Origin of the sequence: Streptomyces sp. HUAS 31 (assembly GCF_028198125.1) — a bacterium.
Taxonomy (GTDB): Bacteria; Actinomycetota; Actinomycetes; order Streptomycetales; family Streptomycetaceae; genus Streptomyces; species Streptomyces chartreusis.
Genome location: NZ_CP116353.1, coordinates 2734622 through 2753261, shown reverse-complemented (window position 1 = coordinate 2753261; position 18640 = coordinate 2734622). Strand labels below are relative to the sequence as shown.

The following is an 18640-nucleotide window of genomic DNA, read 5'->3' as shown; positions in this document are numbered from 1 at the left end:
GCCGGCTACTTCCAGGTGTCGTCGGTCGAGTACTCCGGGGAAGTGCCCGTGGTGTACGACCGGTTGGCGCCGGACTCCCAGGTCACGTTCCCCGATCCGTCCTTCTTGATGTACTTGAACTCGAAGGCCGTGCTCCTCGGCACGGTCACCGATCCGCTCCACTTCGGGTAGGACGCCGACGACAGCGGGATCGCGTCGGCCGGGTTCCAGGACCCCAGGGCCGCGATGGAGCCGACGACGAAGACGTTGGTGCCCCAGACGGTGGTGGCGGTGACGTTGAAGGTCATCTCGGTGCTGTCGCCCGGCTCCTCGCAGGAGGTGTCGCAGGGCGTGAACTCGCCGTCGTAGAAGGCGATCGCGCTCTTCGCGGGGATGGTGAGGGTGGTGTTGCCGCCGGAGACCGTCACCGTCGTGGCGCCGTCGTCGGTGACGTTCGCGTACGTGCCGTCGGCCATCCCGGTCGCGAAGGTGTACGTCGCCGCCGACGAGCCGTTGTTGATCGCGACGTAGCCGGCGCTGCCGCGGCCGAAGCCGATGACGCTCGACGACTTCGTCGCCCAGTTGGCCACCGCCTCCGAGCCCACCGCGTTGTGCCACTTCACCATGCCGGTGACGGCGGTGTCGCGCTGGAGGCAGTACCAGCCGCCGGAGCAGTTCGTGTCCGTGACGAAGCCGCCGGAGTTGGGCGGGGCCTGGTCGGAGGAGGAGAACTCGAAGCCCGAGTAGACCGTCGGCGTCGACCACTTGTAGGCGAGCTGGAAGACGTTCGCGAGCCGGTAGGTGTCGCCGTCCTTGTAGCTCATGTGCAGACCGTTGCGTTCGGTGTCGTGGTTGGTCACGAAGGACACCGAGTTGGCCGCCGGCAGCACACCCGAGGTCGGCAGCGACTCCAGGTCGCTCACGTTCCCCTGGAACGCCGACTTCACGCGGCTCGCGTACGTGAAGTCCAGGACGTCACCGACGGGGTAGTAGTCGGAGGCCGCCGGCGTCGAGCCCGGGTACACCTCCTGGAAGACGTACGGCTCGGCGCCCGACGTCGTGTCCGTCAGTTTCGCCCGGATCGCGTCCAGGTCGGCGACCGGCATGTGCTTGGCCGCGTCGACGCGGAACCCGTCCACGCCCAGCGCGATCTGCTTGTTCAGGAAGGCGGCGATGCCGGAGCGGACGTCGTCGTCCTCGGTCTCCAGGTCGGGCAGGCCGAGCAGTTCGCAGTTCTGGATCTCGGCGAGGTTCGACCAGTCGTCGATGATCAGGTCGGAGTCGTTGCACTCCGCCGACGTGTGGTAGTCGTCGGGGTCCCAGTCGGGGGTGTCGTACTTGTCGGTGATCGTCGTGCCGTTGTAGCCGGTGCCGGTCTGCGCGGCGGTGTGGTTGATCACCGCGTCCGTATACACCTTCACGCCCGCCGAATGGCAGGCGGTGACCATCGAGGCGAACTCGGCGGCCGTGCCGAAGCGGCCGCTGAGCTCGTACGAGTAGGGCTGGTAGACGTCCCACCAGTAGTAGTTCGGCTGCTTGAGCGACTCGGCCGGCGGGGCCACCCAGACCGCGCCGTAGCCGTTCGGGCCGAGTACGTTTGTGCACTCCGAGGCGACCGAGTCCCAGTTGTAGGACCACAGGTTGGCGATCACATCGCCCGAGGTCGTGGCGTCGGCGCGGGCAGGGGAGGCGGGCAGGGCCACGGCCCCGGCGAGGGCGAGCGCGCCGGCTGTCACGGCGGTGAGAGTGCGGCGCAGTGCGCCGGGGGAACGAGGTCTGGTCGTCATGTGCGGCTCCGTGGACGGATGACGTCGGATGTCGATCACAGGCCAGAGGTTCAACCACGAGTGAGCGTGAGGGAGTTGAGAAGGGCACGTCAAGGTTGCGGATGAAAGTACTTGCTATGACTTTCAACTCTCTTGCTGTAAACCTTTCGCGGCGGTACGGTCACGCCGGCGCCCGGCAACGACGCCTGGCCGTCATCGCAAGGAGTCACGCCTGTGATATCGAGATGGTCCGTCACCGCGACCGCGCTGGCCGCCACTTCGGCGGCCCTGATGGCCCCCGCCACTCCCGCCGCCGCGGCTCCGCCCGGCACCAAGGACGTCACCGCGGTGATGTTCGAGTGGAACTTCGCCTCGGTCGCCAAGGAGTGCACCAACACCCTCGGCCCCGCCGGCTACGGCTACGTCCAGGTCTCCCCGCCCGCAGAGCACATCCAGGGCTCCCAGTGGTGGACCTCGTACCAGCCGGTGAGCTACCGGATCGCCGGCCGCCTCGGCGACCGCACCGCCTTCCAGAACATGGTGAACACCTGCCACTCGGCCGGCGTCAAGGTCGTCGTCGACACGGTCGTCAACCACATGTCGGCGGGCAGTGGCACCGGCACCGGCGGCTCGTCGTACACGAAGTACAACTACCCCGGCCTGTACTCGTCGTACGACTTCGACGACTGCACCAGCCAGATCAGCAACTACCAGGACCGCTGGAACGTCCAGCACTGCGAGCTGGTCGGCCTCGCCGACCTCGACACCGGTGAGTCCTACGTCCGCGGAGCCATCGCCGGCTACATGAACGATCTGCTCTCGCTCGGCGTCGACGGCTTCCGCATCGACGCGGCCAAGCACATGGACGCCGCCGACCTCGCCAACATCAAGTCCCGGCTCAGCAACCCGTCGGTGTACTGGAAGCAGGAGGCCATCTACGGCAGCGGGGAGGCCGTGCAGCCCACCGAGTACACGGGCAACGGCGACGTCCAGGAGTTCCGCTACGCCTACGACCTCAAGCGGGTCTTCAACAACGAGAACCTCGCCTACCTGAAGAACTACGGCGAGGGCTGGGGCTACATGAACAGCTCCGTCTCCGGCGTCTTCGTCGACAACCACGACACCGAGCGCAACGGCTCCACGCTCAGCTACAAGGACAACGCCAACTACACGCTGGCCAACGTCTTCATGCTGGCGTACCCGTACGGCGCCCCGGACATCAACTCCGGCTACGAGTTCTCCGACACGGACGCCGGGCCGCCCAACGGCGGCTCGGTGACCGCCTGCTGGCAGAACGGCTGGAAGTGCCAGCACAACTGGCCGGAGATCAAGTCGATGGTCGCCTTCCGCAACGCCACGCGCGGCCAGGCCGTCACCAACTGGTGGGACAACGGAGCCGACGCCATCGCCTTCGGACGGGGCAGCAAGGGCTACGTCGCCATCAACCACGAGTCGGGCAGCCTGAGCCGCACCTACCAGACGTCCCTGCCCGCCGGGACGTACTGCAACGTGCAGAACAACACGAGCGTGACCGTGAACTCCAGTGGCCAGTTCACCGCCACTCTCGGTGCCAACACGGCTCTGGCGATCTACGCCGGCAAGTCGAGCTGCTGAGCGGCCAGCTGAAAGTTTTTGCCGATGGTTTCAAGCCTCTTGCTGTAAGGGTTGCGGCGGCGATACGGTCGCGCGGGGTCGGACCCAAAGAGCCGTAATCGCAAGGAGCCCATCTGTGATACCGAGATGGCCGACGCCGTCGAGGCGCCGAACCGCCCATGCCGGACGGGTCGCTGCGGTCACCGTGACCGCGCTGGCCGCAGCGCTCGTCCAGCCACTCGCGGCGCGGGCCGACACACCGCCCCCGCCTCCCTCAGACGCCCGGCTCGCCGCAGAGCCGGCCCGGCACGACGCCACCCGCGACCAGTTCTACTTCGTTCTGCCGGACCGTTTCGCCAACGGTGACACCGGCAACGACAAGGGCGGCCTGACCGGTTCCCGCCTGTCCACCGGGTACGACCCCACCGACAAGGGCTTCTACCAGGGCGGCGACCTCAAGGGCCTGACCAAGCGCCTCGACTACATCAAGGGCCTCGGCACCACCGCCATCTGGATGGCGCCGATCTTCAAGAACCAGCCCGTGCAGGGCACGGGGAGCGACGCCTCCGCCGCCTACCACGGGTACTGGATCACCGACTTCACCCAGGTCGACCCGCACTTCGGCACCAACAAGGACCTGGAAATCCTCATCTCCAAGGCGCACGCCAAGGGCATGAAGGTCTTCTTCGACGTCATCACCAACCACACGGCGGACGTCGTCGACTACGAGGAGAAGTCCTACGACTACCTCGCCAAGGGCGCCTTCCCGTACCTGACGAAGGACGGCAGGCCCTTCGACGACGCCGACTACGCGGACGGAAAGTCCGCCTTCCCGGCCGTCGACGAGGACTCCTTCCCGCGCACGCCGACCGTGCCCGCCGCGAAGAAGAACGCCAAGGTCCCGTCGTGGCTCAACGACCCGACGATGTACCACAACCGGGGCGACTCGACCTTCGCCGGCGAGAGCTCCGACCAGGGCGACTTCTCCGGGCTCGACGACCTGTGGACCGAGCGCCCCGAGGTCGTCGGCGGCATGGAGAAGATCTACCAGCGCTGGGTGCGCGACTTCGACATCGACGGCTTCCGGATCGACACCGTGAAGCACGTCAACATGGAGTTCTGGACCCAGTGGGCCACGGCCCTCGACTCCTACGCGGCCAAGCAGGGCCGCGACGACTTCTTCATGTTCGGTGAGGTCTACTCCGCCGACACCTCCATCACCTCGCCGTACGTCACCGAGGGCCGCCTCGACGCCACCCTCGACTTCCCCTTCCAGGAAGCGGCACGGCAGTACGCCTCCCAGGGCGCCGGCGCGGGCAAGCTCGCGGGTGTCTTCGGCGACGACTACAAGTACACGACCGACAAGGCCAACGCCTACGAGCAGGTCACCTTCCTCGGCAACCACGACATGGGCCGCATCGGGTACTTCCTGAACCAGGACAACCCGAAGGCCACCGACGCCGAGCTGGTGAAGAAGGCGAAGCTCGCCAACGAGCTGATGTTCCTCAGCCGCGGCAACCCGGTCGTCTACTACGGCGACGAACAGGGCTTCACCGGCGCCGGCGGCGACAAGGACGCCCGCCAGACCCTGTTCGCCTCGAAGACCGCCGACTACCTCGACGACGACCAGCTCGGCACCGACCGCACCCACGCGAGCGACGCCTACGACACCAAGGCCCCGCTCTACCGGCAGATCAGTGCCCTCTCGGAGCTCCGCAGGGCCAACCCGGCCCTCGCCGACGGCGTCCAGAGCGAGCGCTACGCGGCCGACGGCGCCGGCATCTACGCCTTCTCCCGCACCGACGCCCGCACGGGCACCGAGTACGTCGTCGCCTTCAACAACGCGGACGAGGCCAAGACGGCGACCTTCGCGACCGGTTCGGCCGGCATGACCTTCAAGGGGATCCACGGCAGTGGCGCCACCCTGAAGAGCGACGCCGACAAGAAGGTCACCGTCACCGTCCCGGCCGGTTCGGCGGTCGTCTACAAGGCGGCAGGCAAGCTCGCCAAGCCCGCCACCGCGCCGACGATCAGCCTCAAGGCCCCGGCCGCCGGCGCCACCGGCACCGTCGAGATCGGTGCCGATGTCGACGGCGGACAGCTCAACCGAGTCGTGTTCGCCGCCCAGGTCGGAAACGGCAAGTGGAAGACCCTGGGCTCCGCCGACCACGCCCCGTACAAGGTCACCCAGGTCATCGGCGAGGACGTGCCGGCCGGCACCGCCCTGCGCTACAAGGCGGTCGTGATCGACTCGGCGGGCCGCACGAAGAGCGCCACGGCGGCCTCCACCACGGGCACCCCGCCCGCGCCCGAGACGCCCACCGCCTCCTCCCGCGACTACGCGGTCGTCCACTACAAGCGCGCCGACGGCGACTACGCGAACTGGGGCGTGTACGCCTGGGGCGACATCGCCGAGGGCGAGTCCACGAACTGGCCGGACAGCCACCCCTTCACCGGCCGTGACGCCTACGGCGCCTTCGCCTACGTCAAGCTGAAGCCGGGAGCCTCGTCCGTCGGCTACCTCGTCATCGACAAGAACGGCAACAAGGACGTCTCCACCGACCGCACGATCGACGTCACCAAGACCGGTGAGATCTGGGTCGAGCAGGGCAAGGAGGCCGTACTCACCGAGAAGCCGGCCGCCGACTACCCGGCACCGGACAAGTCCAAGGCCGTCCTGCACTACCACCGTGCCGACGGGAACTACGACGGCTGGGGACTGCACACCTGGACGGGTGCCGCGAACCCCACCGAGTGGTCGAACCCCCTGAAGCCGGTGAAGACTGACAGCTATGGTGCGGTCTTCGAGGTACCGCTCACCGGCGGTGCCACCAGCCTCAGCTACATCCTCCACAAGGGCGACGAGAAGGACCTGCCCTCCGACCAGTCGCTCGACCTCACGGCGAACGGACACGAGGTGTGGCTGTTGAGCGGCCAGGAGAAGTACCTGCTGCCGCAGCCGGCCGGGTCCGCCGCCGCGCTCGACCTGACCACCTCCAAGGCGGTCTGGATCGACCGGGACACCCTCGCCTGGAACGGCTCCGAGGCCGCCGCCTCCACCCAGCTGCTGTACAGCCGGGACGGCGACATCGAGGTGAAGGACGGCGCGCTGACCGGCGACGCCAAGTGGCTGCGGCTGTCGAAGGGCTCCCTCACCGACGCCCAGAAGGCGAAGTTCCCGCACCTGAAGGACTACACCGCCTTCTCCGTCGACCCACGCGACCGCGACCGGGTCCGCGAGGCCCTGAACGGTCAGGTCGTGGCCTCCCAGCGCGCTGCCAACGGCGCCGTGCTCGCCGCGACCGGCGTGCAGATCGCCGGCGTGCTCGACGACCTGTACCCCGCGGCGACGAAGGCGGACCTCGGCCCGACCTTCGACAAGGGCCGTCCGACGCTCGCCGTCTGGGCGCCCACGGCACAGTCCGTGAAGCTGGAGATCGGCGACTCCACGGTCGCCATGAAGCGCAACGACAGCACGGGCGTCTGGTCCGTCACCGGCTCCAGCTCCTGGAAGAACAAGCCGTACCGGTACGTCGTGAAGGTCTGGGCGCCCAGCGTCCGCAAGGTCGTCACCAACAAGGTCACCGACCCGTACTCGGTCGCCCTCACCGCGAACTCCGAGCGCAGCCTCCTCGTCGACCTCGACGACCGGACCCTGGCGCCCAGCGGCTGGTCCACCTACACCAAGCCCAGGGCCGTGCCGCTGAAGGACGCGCAGATCCAGGAACTGCACGTCCGCGACTTCTCGGTGGCGGACAGGACGGTGCCCGCGAAGGACAAGGGCACCTACCTCGCCTTCACCGACAAACTCAGCGACGGCTCCAAGCACCTGAAGAAGCTGGCCGAGGCGGGCACGTCGTACGTCCATCTGCTGCCGGCCTTCGACATCGCCACCATCCCCGAGAGGAAGTCCGACCAGGCGAGCCCCGACTGCGACCTAGCCTCCTTCCCGGCCGACTCCGACAAGCAGCAGGAGTGCGTGGCGAAGACCGCCGCGAAGGACGCCTACAACTGGGGCTACGACCCGTACCACTACACCGTCCCCGAAGGCTCCTACGCCTCCGACCCGGACGGCACCGCGCGTACCGTCGAGTTCCGCAAGATGGTGAAGGCGCTGAACGAGGACGGCCTGCGCGTCGTCATGGACGTCGTCTACAACCACACCGCGGCCAGCGGCCAGGCGGACACCAGCGTCCTTGACCGAATCGTCCCCGGCTATTACCAGCGGCTCCTGCCCGACGGTTCGGTCGCGAACAGCACCTGCTGCTCCAACACCGCGACCGAGAACGCGATGATGGGCAAGCTGGTCGTCGACTCGATCGTCACCTGGGCCAAGAAGTACAAGGTCGACGGCTTCCGCTTCGACCTGATGGGCCACCACCCGAAGGCCAACATCCTGGCGGTCCGGGGGGCCCTGGACGCGCTGACCCTCGCCAAGGACGGCGTCGACGGCAAGAAGATCATCCTGTATGGCGAGGGCTGGAACTTCGGCGAGGTCGCCGACGACGCCCGGTTCGTCCAGGCCACCCAGAAGAACATGGCCGGCACCGGCATCGCCACCTTCTCCGACCGCGCCCGTGACGCGGTGCGCGGCGGCGGCCCCTTCGACGAGGACCCCGGCGTCCAGGGCTTCGCGTCCGGGCTGTACACCGAGCCCAACTCGTCGAAGAACAACGGCACCGAGGCGGAGCAGAAGGCGCGCCTGCTGCACTACCAGGACCTGATCAAGGTCGGGCTGTCCGGCAACCTCGCCGACTACCGCTTCACCGACACCGACGGCAAGGAGGTCAAGGGCTCCGAGGTCGACTACAACGGCGCACCCGCCGGCTACGCGGCCGCCCCCGGCGACGCCCTCGCCTACGCGGACGCACACGACAACGAGTCCCTGTTCGACGCGCTGACGTTCAAGCTGCCCGCCACGACGAGCGCGGCCGACCGCGCCCGGATGCAGGTCCTCGCCATGGCCACCGCGACCCTGTCGCAGGGCCCGGCGCTCTCCCAGGCCGGCACCGACCTGCTGCGCTCCAAGTCGCTGGACCGCAACTCCTACGACAGCGGCGACTGGTTCAACGCCATCCACTGGAACTGCGCCGACGGCAACGGCTTCGGACGGGGGCTGCCGCCGGCGGCCGACAACGCCTCCAAGTGGCCGTACGCCAAGCCGCTGCTCGGCACGGTGAAGGTCGGCTGCGAGCAGATCGACGGCGCTTCGGCGGCCTACCGCGACCTGCTGCGCATCCGTTCGAATGAGAGCACCTTCTCCCTCGACACCGCCGAGCAGGTGCAGTCGAAGCTCTCCTTCCCGCTGTCCGGCAAGGAGGAGACGCCCGGCGTGATCACCATGCGGCTCGGTGACCTCGTCGTCGTCTTCAACGCGACGCCGGAGCGCCAGGAGCAGCGCGTGGCGTCACTCACCGGCGACGGTTATCGGCTGCACCCGGTGCAACGCGCGGGCGCGGACCCTATCGTCAAGTCCGCCTCCTACGACGGGGAAACGGGCACGTTCGCCGTTCCGGGGCGTACTGTCGCCGTCTTCACCCGAACCCTCTGATACGGCACTAGTTTGAGTGGGGCGGGCCCGGCCACCGGGTCCGCCCCACTCACGCGTATCCGAGGGCTGCCGCGGATGAACGATGACGTCAAGCAGTCGGGCACGACCGTGATGGTCGTCGACGACGCCCCGACCAACCGCTACGCCATGGGCGCGGTGCTGCGCCGCGCGGGCCACCATGTCGTGCCGGTCGCCAGCGCGGGCGAGGCGCTGAGCGAACTCGACGTACGGCTGAGAGCGGGCGCCCTGCCCGATGTGGCCCTCGTCGACGTCGGGCTGCCGGACATGAGCGGCTTCGAGCTGTGCCGCCGGGTCAAGTCCACGCCGTCCACGGCCGCGCTGCCCGTCGTCCACTTCTCCGCGACGGCCGTGGACGCGAAGGACCGGTGCCGGGGACTGGACGCGGGCGCCGACGCCTTCCTGCCCGTGCCGGCCGAGCCCAGGGAGATCCAGGCCGTCGTCCACGCGGCGGTCCGCAGGGCGCGCCGGCGCACCGACGCCGAGGCGCTGGCCCACCGGCTGACGCTGCTGTCCCAGGTCATCATCACGGTGCAGACGGCACGCTGCCTGGGCGAACTGGCCGACGCGGCCGCCGCGGGCGCGGCCCGCCTGACCGGAACACCGGCGGTCGTCTTCGTCATCGGCCCGGACGGCGAAGCCCACCACGGCACGTCCCGCAGTCGGCTGGCCCTGTCCGACGCGGGCCCGCACCAGGCGGCGGCCCGGCTGATCACACGGATCGGGGACCGCCGGGACGGCGTGCACAGCACGGTCGTCCCGGCACCCCTGTGGCCGACGGGCCTCTTCCGTCCCGGCGCCCAGGACGACGCCCACCTGGTACTGGCATCGACGAAGGAGGGCCGGGCCCGGGTCTGTGTGGCAACTCCGGCAATTGCAGCGCCCCCAAGGGGCGCGGGGAACTGCGCGCTCAGCCGGGACGCAGCCGCGGACGACCGACGGCATCACGCGGCACTCTCTGTCGCGGAGCGCCTCGCACAAGCCACCGCCCTCGCCGCCGAACCTCTCCTCATGTATCAGGCCGAACGGGACATCGCCCTCACCCTCCAGCACAGCTTCCTGCCCCAGCCGCACCGGCTGCCCCACCTGCCGGGCGTCGACCTCGTCGTCCGGTACGTGCCCGCCTCCCGGCAGACCGAGATCGGCGGCGACTTCTACGCCGCCCTGCCCACCCGCGACGGCGTGCTCACCGCGGTCGGGGACGTCGTGGGGCACTCGCTGGACGCGGCCACCGTCATGGTCGAGATCCGCCACGCGCTGCGCGCCTACTGCGTCGAGGAGAGCGACCCGCGTGCCCTCGCCGAACGGCTCGACCGGATGCTGCTGCACTACCACCCGGAGGTGACCGCCACGGTCTGTCTGACCCTGCTCGACCCCGGCACGGGCAGGGTCCGGATCGCCAACGCGGGGCACATTCCGCCGGTGATCCTTCGAGACGGCGGCCGGGCCGAGTACGTCCGGGTGTGCGGACCGCTGCTCGGGCTCGCGCTCGATCGCCCCGAGCCGGTCGAAGTCGTCCTGCACCGGGAGGACCGCCTGCTCATGGTCACCGACGGTCTCATCGAGACCCGCGGCGTCGACCTCACCACGTCCATGGAGCAACTGCGCACGGCCGCCGCCGGGGCCCCGCCCGGCCTCGACGCGCTGTGCGACACCCTGCTGGGCTGCTTCGGGCACGACAGGGAGGACGACATCGCGATGCTGGCCCTGCGGTTAGGGTGAGCGCTGCCGACGTAGAACAGGAGTGCTCATGCCGCAGATCACCGTCGACCACTCGAAGACGATCTCCTTCGACCGGGCAGCCTTCGCCCGGGACCTGCACACCGCGACCGTCGAGATCGCGGCGGCCAAGCCGGAGGCGTGCAAGACGCAGTTCCGGCCCGCCGACTTCACGGCCTTCGGCTACGAGGACCCCGAGGAGCAGCGCCACGCGGTCGTCCACGTCACCCTCGGCCTGCTCGCCGGCCGCAGCGACGAGACCAAGGCGAAGCTCACCGAGACGGTCCTGGAACTGCTCCGGGGGCACATCGAGGACGATGGGATCGTGCTGCACGCCTCCGCCGAGATCCGCGACCTCGACCCGTCCTACCGCAAGTTCTAGCGCCGGGAGCTCTCCGCCCTAGGACGCCAGCGCGATCAGCCGGGTGACCAGGTCCGCGAACGGGCCGTCGGCCGGCTCCTCCTTGAGCATGCCGCGCAGCAGGGTGCCCATCTCCTCGTCCTGAGCGGCGCTGACGGCGGCCAGCGCGGCGAAGTCGTGCACGAGCTGGACCTCCAGCTCGCCGCGCGGGATGCGCCGGCCGTCCAGCCAGATCAGCGCCGTGGACTCGGCGAGCGAGATCCAGGAACGGACGACCAGTTCCAGTCGCGCGGGCGGATCCTGCACGCCCAGATGCGAAAGGATTTGGACATACGCGGCCTGTCGCACGGAGTCGATGAGCGCGTTGGTCGCCGAGGACCCGACCGCCGGACCGCCGCGCATCAGCGCCGAGAAACCGGGGCCGTGCTCGTCGACGAAGTCGAAGAAGCGCCGCATCACCCGCAGCAGCCGCGCCCCCAACGGCCCCTCGTGCGGCTCGACGAAGCGGCCCGCGAGATCCTCCGAGGCACGCTTCAACGCAGCTTCGTACAAGCTGAGTTTGCCGGGGAAGTAGTGATAGACCAGCGGGCGCGAGATGCCGGCGGCCGACGCTATCTCGTCGATGGAGACAGCGTCGGGCGAGCGTCGGCTGAACAGGTCGAGGGCGACGCCGATCAACTGCTGCCGTCGCTCCTCGACGCCCATCCTTCGCCGTACCCCGGTAGTCATGCGAACACCTTACCGATCGATTCCGGCCCCGAACGGACCGGACCGACCATGGACGTTCACATGTCCAGTACGAGTCGATCACCCCGCGCCCGCGAGACACAGATCAGCATGGAGTCCGCGCGCTCCGCGTCGGTCAGCAGCTCGTCCCGGTGGTCCACCTCGCCCTCCAGCACCCGCTGTTGGCAGGTCCCGCAGAAACCCTGCTCGCAGGAGTACAGGGTGTTCGGGAACTCCTCGCGCACCGCGGCCAGTACGGTCGAGTCGGCGGCGACGCTCAACGTCCGCCCGCTGCGCCGCAGTTCGACCTCGAAGGCGTCCCCGCCCGAGGCGCGCGGCGCGAACCGCTCCAGCCGGACCCGCGGGAACCGCTCCTCCACCGCGGCCATCAGCCCTTCCGGCCCGCAGCAGTAGACAGCGGCACCCTCGGGCACGTCGGCGAGGAACCCGTCGAGGTCCGCCGCCCCCTCCACGACTGTCACCCGGCCCCGGCCCAGCTTCTCGACGTCCTCCAGGAACGGCATCGACGCCCGGTCCCGCCCGCAGTACAGCAGCCGCCACTCGACGCCGTCCGGCAGCGCCCGCAGCATCGGCAGGACGGGCGTGATCCCGATGCCGCCCGCGACAAAGACGTACGACTCGGCCTCGACGAGCGGGAACCGGTTCCGCGGCCCCCGCACCTCCAGCTCCATGCCCGCCCGGATCTGCTCGTGCACCTCCCGCGAGCCGCCCCGCCCGTCCGGCACCAGCCGGGTCGCCACGGTGTACGACGAGTCGTCCTCCGGGTCACCGCACAGCGAGTACTGCCGCACGAGGCCCGACGGCAGCACGAGGTCGAGATGCGCGCCGGGCTCCCAGCCCGGCAGATCGTGCCCCTCAAGCCGTAGTTGTACGACCCCTTCGGCGACCTCCTCGCGCGCGGCCACCAGCACGCGCAGCGCCCGCGACCGGGGCCGCCCCGAGATCGGCTCCTGAAGGGCGGGCATCGGCCACAGCGGCGAGGTCCGGATGCGGCGCCGCATCGCCCGCCGGACGAGCAGGGCGGTGCCGGCGACGACGGCCACGGTGCGGAGCTTCGGCATCAGGCGGCACCCTTCGCGGACTGCTCGGCCGTCTCGGCGGCCAGAGCGGCGGGGGAGGAGGCCAGATATGCGACGGCCTGCTCCGTGGAGCCCTCGTGCGAGGGGTGGTACGCGCGGCTCAGATACCGCGGAATGGACTTGAGCATCTCCCCGGTGGCGGGCAGCGTGCCGTGCCGGCCCCGGACGTAGAAGTCCTTGAAGGTGGCGCGGCCGTCGATCAGCGTCGGGTCGTTCTCCATGAAGAACCGCGCCCCGCGCTGCCAGAGGAAGACCAGGGCCGTGAACGCGGTCGCCCAGGTCCGCACCCGCCGCCGGTAGCCGCCGTCGACGTGCATGAACAGATCGAAGGCGACCGAGCGGTGCTCGACCTCCTCGGCGCCGTGCCAGCGCAGCAGGTCCAGCATGGTCGGGTCGGCGCCCCGGCGGTCCAGCTCCTCGGCGTTGAGCACCCAGTCGCCGAGGAAGGCGGTGTAGTGCTCGATGGCCGCGATCAGTGCCACCCGCTCCATCAGCCACCAGCGGCGGGCCCGGCCCGGCGGCAGCGTGCGGTCGCCCAGCAGTTTCTCGAAGAGCCAGTCGACCTGCGCGGTGTACGGCGTCGGATCGAGCCCCTGCTCCCGCAGATGCGGCAGCACCTCGTCGTGGGCCTGCGAGTGCATCGCCTCCTGCCCGATGAACCCGAGCACGTCCTCGCGCAGCTGCTCGTCGCGTATGTACGGCAGCACCTGCTTGTAGACGTGCACGAACCAGCGCTCACCGGCCGGCAGCAGCAGATGCAGCACGTTGATGGTGTGCGTGCTGAACGGGTCCCCAGGCACCCAGTGCAACGGGGTGTCGTCCCAGGAGAAGGACACCTTGCGGGCCTTGAGGGGCACGCGGTCCGGCGTGTTAGACATGGCGTCAATGTACTGACGGGTAGGGCTCTGGTGAACCCTCCTGCACGCCCTTATTTACATTTCTGTCAGCAGGGCCGGTTCCCGTGTCGCGCCGGGACGCCCCGGTCTCACTGGAGCCCGTTGATCACGCGGCCGCTGTCCAGCGTGCCCTTCAGCTTGGCCTGGGCGCCCTGCTCCGCCTCCGTGGCCAGCAGGTTGTTCCGGGCGGTGCCCTGGACGCCACCCGTCGCGGTGATCGACGCCGTGTCGGCGGTGCCGGCCGCCAGCAGGTACCAGCCGCCCGCCTTCGCCTTCCACAGCACCCCGGCCAGCACATGCGGGTCACGCGGTCCGCACGCCGGAACGTTCTGCGCCTTCGCAGCCACCGCCCCCAGCTTCGAGCCCGGCGTGCGGAACTGCGCCAGCACCCGCTCGCCGCCGCCCCGCCAGGTCTCGGCGCGGGTGCACACCCAGTCCGCCGCACCGGTGCCGTCGGGCAGCGGCTGCACGGCGAACGACCAGGCGTTCACCGAGCGCACCCCCGCCGAGCGCATCGCGCCCAGCCAGCAGGAGTACGGCGCCCAGGCGTGCAGCGCCCGTGCCCCGGTCACGTCCTCGGCGGCCCCGGGACGGCCCGTGGTGAGCCGGGCCGGCACCAGTTCGGCGAGGTCCGTCAGCAGCCGTGTGCCCGTGCTGTCGGTCACCTGAAGGACGTTCCACGACGAGCACGCCCCGCTCTGCTGGCCGATCGGGCTGGACAGCGGCGAGGTGATGCCGTCCCGCACCCCGAGATCCATCGCCCCGGCACCCGGCTTCAGCAGGTCCCGCTCCGCCGCCTCCTTCACCCAGGGCGCCAGCAGGTAGCGGACATTGCCGTCGGCGCGGCTCAGCACCACCGCGCTCGCCTCCGCCCGGCCCGCGCCGTCGACCCGGGAGAAGTCCAGGGCGGCGCCGGCCGTGCCGTCCGTCGGCTCGGCGTATCGGGCGATGCGCAGACCGTCGTAGAGGATCACCACGCGCGCGGTGTCGACCGTCCCCGCGTACAGCAGCTGCGGCGCGCCGGGCGGGCCGCCCCCCGGGGTGCCGGGGGTGGCCGAGACGGTGACCGTCTCGCCGGGGCGGGCCCACACGGCGAGGGCGCGGCGCAGCAGGGCCGAGTCGCCGGTGAGGTCGCCGCGCGCCGGCCACACGGAGAAGTCGGCGCGGGTGGCTGACTGCCAGGCCAGCGCCGGGACCTTGGTCAGCTGGGCCGGGTCGAGGGCGGCCTCGGCCGCCGGGTTCTGCGCGTACGAGGGCGCGGCGGGACCGTCGGGGCCCCAGCCCTCGCCGGGCAGCCCGAGCAGCGCCCCGCACACGAGCAGGGCGGCCCCGGCGGCGAGCGCGGCCCGCAGATGCTGCCTGCGCCGCATCAGGTCGGTGGGCCGGGCCTGGAGCGAGCAGGGGTCGAACTCGGGGGAGTCGAGCAGCGCGTACTGCGCCGGTACGGCGTCGGCCTCCTCCAGCGCGTCATCCGCGTCCTCGACCCCGGCCGCCGTCAGCACCTCGCGCACGTCACCGTCCGGGAGCTTCTCCAGGCCGCGCAGGACGTAGGCCGCCCGCGCCGGGCCGGACAGCGCCGACAGCCTTTGGTCCAGGGCGAGTTCGTCGGCGCCGCCCGACCTGGGGAAGAGGCGCAGGCCCCAGACCTGGGGCAGCAGGGGCGGCAGTTGGGAGCGCTTGGGCCAGGCGGCGCGCTTGAGCGTCCAGCCCGCCTCCAGCGCCGTACGCAGCACGCGCAGCCGCAGGAAGGCGTACCCGGGGTCGCTGTCGCGGCCGGTCGACTGCGCCGGGATCACGGGTGTCGCCGCCGTCCGGCCGCGGGGCAGCGCGCGCTGGGTGAGGGAGTGCGCGGTCAGGACGCGCCGGTTGCGGCCGAGGCTCGGCGGCAGCACCAGGTAGGCGAGCCGGACCAGACGCGGGTAGTGCTCGACGAGCGCGGCCTCGGCCCGCTCGACGTCGACGACCGGATCGACGGATTCGGCTGCGGGGCGCGGGGCGACATCCTGTGACTGCACGTTCAGCAGAACGAGCGAATGGCGGGTAGGTCACAGCCAACGGTTCGGCAGCGCCGCCCAGGGGCGCGGGGAACTGCGCGACCAGCCACAACGCACCCGCAGACGCCACACGACCAATCCCGGCAATTCCTACGGCGCATCCACCAGGGCCCGCGCATAATTCGCCATCGACCTCTGATATCGCGGCAAATGCGCGGCCAGCGCACCCAGCACCAGCGACAGCCCCTCCCGATCCCGCCCGAGACTCGACAGGCACAGCGCCAGCGTCGCCCGCACCGCGTCGTCCAGCTCGTCCGACGGCGCGTCCAGCTCGGGCGTCAGCAGCGCGACCCCCTCCTCGGCCCGCCCGACGTTCCGCAGCGAGCTGGACAGCTGGATCTTGGCCCGCCGCCCCTTGTAGCCGGTCAGCCCGAGCTCCAGTGCCTCCTGGTACAGCGGCACCGCCTTGTCCGAGTGGCCCGTGGAGTCCCACGCGCAGGCCCGCTCGAACAGCCCGAGCGGGCTGCCGTCGGGCAGTTCGGCGACGAGGGCGTCGACGACGGCGCGGAAGTCGGCCGCCTCCGCCTCGGCGTACGTGTCGAAGGATGCCCATGCGGCGGCCACGCGGTCTTCCCAGTCCTGGTTCACCGGCACACACTCGCACACCTGTGCCTGTGAGAGCCTCCTGTTTGAGCGCATCGCCCGCCACAGCCGTATGGGAGACGAGGGCCCTTGCCGGGGCTCCGTGCGGCATGGACCGGAGGAACAGATGACATTGACCCGACCGATGCTCGCGCTGACCGGCGCGGTGGCAGTGCTCGCGCTGGCCGGCTGTGGCGCCGGCGGCGACAAGGCGGCCGACATGCCCGAGACGGCGACCGGCAGCCTGGAGCATCTGGCATCGATGGCCAAGTGCGACCCGAACATGCAGACCGACGCCGACGAGATCCGCCAGGCCATCTGCAAGACCGGCAAGGACAAGTACATCCTCGCCACCTTCGCCACCGACCGTGGCCAGGCCGAATGGCTGAGCGGCGCGAAGGACTACGGCGGCTACTACCTTGTCGGCCGCAAATGGGTCGCCGTCGGCCAGGAGAAGACGGTCACCACGCTTCAGAGCAAGCTCGGCGGAACCATGGAGGAAGGCTCCGCACACATGAATCCCGGAGGCAGCCACAACAGCGGCGGCCACCACAGCTGAACGCGAACTCCGCACAGAAGAAAGCCGGCGGTGGGAATCCCACCGCCGGCTTCCTACTGGATGAGGACTACTGGCAGTCCTGCCCGCTGTTGATGCACTGGACCATCTCGTTCATCGTGTTCTCGTCGAAGAAGTTGATGAAGTCGTTGTGGTCGGTGATGGCCTTGTGCAGCTGGTCCGGGAAGGAGTCCACCGCGAAGGCGTTCTGCACCTGCCCGTTCTGGATCTGCGGGGCCTGGACGTCGTAGACCAGACGCACCTGGAGCTGGGGGATCGCCTGGAAACCGTTGGCGCAGGTGCCGTCGCCCTGGACGAACGCCACGTGCGTACGGTGGTTGGCGCTGTCGATGTTCTGACCGTCCCAGCAGCTCTGGAAGTTCGACGTCCGCACCACGGAGCTGCCCTCGGGGCAGATCGGGAGCTTGTCGTGCAGCTGGACCTTGTCCTCGAAGCCGGTGCAGCTCCAGTTCGCGTTGGCGTTGTTGTTGCCGTTCACGAAGGACTTGGCGTCACCGGTGATGATGCGCAGGGCCTGCGGCATCGCGACGACATCGCTGTTCTTGTTGCCGACGAACTTCAGCTGAGCCTCGCTGGCCTGGACGATCGTGCCGACGTTGCCGTCCTGACCGCCACCGGGGGCGTTCGCGTCGATGTCGTCCTGACCGTCCTGCACACGCAGCACGGGCCAGAAGTACGACGACCGGTCACCCTGGTTCTGGCAGGTGGTGTCGCCGTTCGCCAGGTCCTGGTCGCTCGCGAAAGCGTTGTTGGCCTGGTTGCCGACGTAGTCGTGCTGGTGCTGCGCACCGTTGCTGACACCGGGGGCGACGATCACGTTGTCCGAGTTGCGGTTCTCGTTCTCGTTGGTGCCGCAGCTCGTGGTGAAGCTGCCGGTCGAACCGCTGTCCCCGTTCGCGGGGAGGCCGTTCGCGCCGACGCCCAGCTGCGCGTTGCCCTGGACCTGCGTGATGTCGACGAAGTCGTCCGCCGACGGACCGTTGCCGGCCTGACCGCCGTTGCCGCCCTGGTCCTGTCCGCCGCCGTCCTGGCCGCCCTGGTCCTGACCGCCGTTGTTCTGGCCGTCCTGGTTCTGGTCCTGACCGTCGTTGTTCTGGTCCTGACCGTCCTGGTTCTGGTCCCCGCCCTGCTGACCGTCATTGGTCTGGGGCTGTTCGGCCGGGACGCCCTGGCACTGGGCGAGCTGATCGAGGTTCTGCGGTCGCTTGCCGCCGGCCCGGTTGATGTTGATGCCGATCCGGTCGAGCGTGGCCACGCGCTTGGACTTCAGCGGGCTCAGGATGGCGTTGTTGACGTAGTTGGCGTCCCCCGCCTGGGCCTGCCGCGTCTCGGCGAGACGCTTGTAGGCATCCGTGACCTGCCGGTCCAGCAGCGCCAGCTCCTTGGCGACGCCCCTGCGTGCGCTCCGCGGCACCTTCGTCAGCTTCTGGCCGACATCAGGGCAGTTGATCGTCGCGACGCGGGCGTTCGTGGACTTCGTCCGGTTCCACCCGGAGTTGTCCTCGTGTGCCGAAGCATAGAAGTTGGCCCAGACAAGCCCGCCCCCACCGAGCGCTAGGGCCGCCGATGCGGCTATGGCCTTGGTGGCCAGCGGCGTACGGCGTTTTCGAATGTTGCGTCCCATGGAACTCCTCTGACTTCCTTTTTCGGGGCATCGAGGCGCCCGACAGGAGTGAAGCGGCTCCCTTTCATACGGAGGGGGTCCCAGGGGTGTTCAG

12 protein-coding genes are annotated in these 18640 nt (G+C 69.7%); 5 read left to right on the top strand and 7 right to left on the bottom strand.

Annotated elements, in window-relative coordinates; genetic code table 11:
* Positions 1-5: 5 nt before the first annotated feature.
* Positions 6-1766: a carbohydrate-binding module family 20 domain-containing protein gene (locus PGH47_RS12140; protein WP_271663427.1), complete on the bottom strand. Its 1761-nt coding sequence runs from the start codon at positions 1764-1766 to the stop codon at positions 6-8.
* A 270-nt stretch (positions 1767-2036) separates the two neighbouring features.
* Between PGH47_RS12140 and PGH47_RS12135 the strand changes: the two genes are divergently transcribed.
* The 4 genes from PGH47_RS12135 to PGH47_RS12120 all read left to right on the top strand — a co-directional run bounded on the left by PGH47_RS12135 (position 2037) and on the right by PGH47_RS12120 (position 11008).
* Positions 2037-3359, top strand: a complete 1323-nt coding sequence (locus PGH47_RS12135) for an alpha-amylase (RefSeq protein WP_271668035.1) — start codon at positions 2037-2039, stop codon at positions 3357-3359.
* Positions 3360-3474: 115 nt separating this feature from the next.
* Positions 3475-8889 carry a pullulanase-type alpha-1,6-glucosidase gene (pulA, locus tag PGH47_RS12130; protein WP_271663426.1) on the top strand — a complete coding sequence of 1805 codons (5415 nt, stop codon included), beginning with the start codon at positions 3475-3477 and terminating at the stop codon, positions 8887-8889.
* Positions 8890-8964: 75 nt separating this feature from the next.
* Positions 8965-10629, top strand: a complete 1665-nt coding sequence (locus tag PGH47_RS12125; RefSeq protein ID WP_271663425.1) for a fused response regulator/phosphatase — start codon at positions 8965-8967, stop codon at positions 10627-10629.
* A gap of 28 nt (positions 10630-10657) precedes the next feature.
* The gene (locus PGH47_RS12120) at positions 10658-11008 is read left to right on the top strand and encodes a 5-carboxymethyl-2-hydroxymuconate Delta-isomerase (protein WP_271663424.1); all 351 of its coding nucleotides are present in this window, start codon (positions 10658-10660) and stop codon (positions 11006-11008) included.
* A gap of 18 nt (positions 11009-11026) precedes the next feature.
* On the opposite strand, the gene PGH47_RS12115 is transcribed toward PGH47_RS12120, so the two are convergent.
* The 5 genes from PGH47_RS12115 to PGH47_RS12095 all read right to left on the bottom strand — a co-directional run bounded on the left by PGH47_RS12115 (position 11027) and on the right by PGH47_RS12095 (position 16402).
* Entirely contained in the window at positions 11027-11716 is a 690-nt protein-coding gene (locus PGH47_RS12115; protein ID WP_271663423.1) for a TetR/AcrR family transcriptional regulator, read from the bottom strand.
* Positions 11717-11772: 56 nt separating this feature from the next.
* Positions 11773-12795: a PDR/VanB family oxidoreductase gene (locus PGH47_RS12110; protein ID WP_271663422.1), complete on the bottom strand. Its 1023-nt coding sequence runs from the start codon at positions 12793-12795 to the stop codon at positions 11773-11775.
* The gene (locus PGH47_RS12105; protein WP_093745751.1) at positions 12795-13691 is read right to left on the bottom strand and encodes a metal-dependent hydrolase; all 897 of its coding nucleotides are present in this window, start codon (positions 13689-13691) and stop codon (positions 12795-12797) included. Before PGH47_RS12105 ends, PGH47_RS12110 begins: the two co-directional genes overlap by 1 nt.
* A gap of 107 nt (positions 13692-13798) precedes the next feature.
* Positions 13799-15724 carry a hypothetical protein gene (locus PGH47_RS12100; protein WP_271663421.1) on the bottom strand — a complete coding sequence of 642 codons (1926 nt, stop codon included), beginning with the start codon at positions 15722-15724 and terminating at the stop codon, positions 13799-13801.
* Between the two features lie 129 nt (positions 15725-15853).
* Positions 15854-16402 carry a tetratricopeptide repeat protein gene (locus PGH47_RS12095; RefSeq protein ID WP_271663420.1) on the bottom strand — a complete coding sequence of 183 codons (549 nt, stop codon included), beginning with the start codon at positions 16400-16402 and terminating at the stop codon, positions 15854-15856.
* A gap of 70 nt (positions 16403-16472) precedes the next feature.
* Between PGH47_RS12095 and PGH47_RS12090 the strand changes: the two genes are divergently transcribed.
* Positions 16473-16904, top strand: a complete 432-nt coding sequence (locus PGH47_RS12090) for a hypothetical protein (protein ID WP_093745748.1) — start codon at positions 16473-16475, stop codon at positions 16902-16904.
* A gap of 67 nt (positions 16905-16971) precedes the next feature.
* Here the strand turns inward: PGH47_RS12090 and PGH47_RS12085 are convergent, their stop codons facing one another.
* Complete coding sequence (locus PGH47_RS12085; protein WP_271663419.1) at positions 16972-18546, bottom strand: DUF1996 domain-containing protein; 1575 nt, start codon at positions 18544-18546, stop codon at positions 16972-16974.
* Between the last annotated feature and the right edge of the window lie 94 nt (positions 18547-18640).

Coding starts and splice junctions, on each gene's coding strand:
- PGH47_RS12105 (WP_093745751.1), bottom strand. CDS start 13,691: ATGTCTAACACGCCGGACCGCGTGCCCCTCAAGGCCCGCAAGGTGTCC.
- PGH47_RS12085 (WP_271663419.1), bottom strand. CDS start 18,546: ATGGGACGCAACATTCGAAAACGCCGTACGCCGCTGGCCACCAAGGCC.
- PGH47_RS12135 (WP_271668035.1), top strand. CDS start 2,037: ATGGCCCCCGCCACTCCCGCCGCCGCGGCTCCGCCCGGCACCAAGGAC.
- PGH47_RS12110 (WP_271663422.1), bottom strand. CDS start 12,795: ATGCCGAAGCTCCGCACCGTGGCCGTCGTCGCCGGCACCGCCCTGCTC.
- PGH47_RS12090 (WP_093745748.1), top strand. CDS start 16,473: ATGACATTGACCCGACCGATGCTCGCGCTGACCGGCGCGGTGGCAGTG.
- PGH47_RS12115 (WP_271663423.1), bottom strand. CDS start 11,716: ATGACTACCGGGGTACGGCGAAGGATGGGCGTCGAGGAGCGACGGCAG.
- PGH47_RS12140 (WP_271663427.1), bottom strand. CDS start 1,766: ATGACGACCAGACCTCGTTCCCCCGGCGCACTGCGCCGCACTCTCACC.
- PGH47_RS12120 (WP_271663424.1), top strand. CDS start 10,658: ATGCCGCAGATCACCGTCGACCACTCGAAGACGATCTCCTTCGACCGG.
- PGH47_RS12125 (WP_271663425.1), top strand. CDS start 8,965: ATGAACGATGACGTCAAGCAGTCGGGCACGACCGTGATGGTCGTCGAC.
- PGH47_RS12095 (WP_271663420.1), bottom strand. CDS start 16,402: ATGCGCTCAAACAGGAGGCTCTCACAGGCACAGGTGTGCGAGTGTGTG.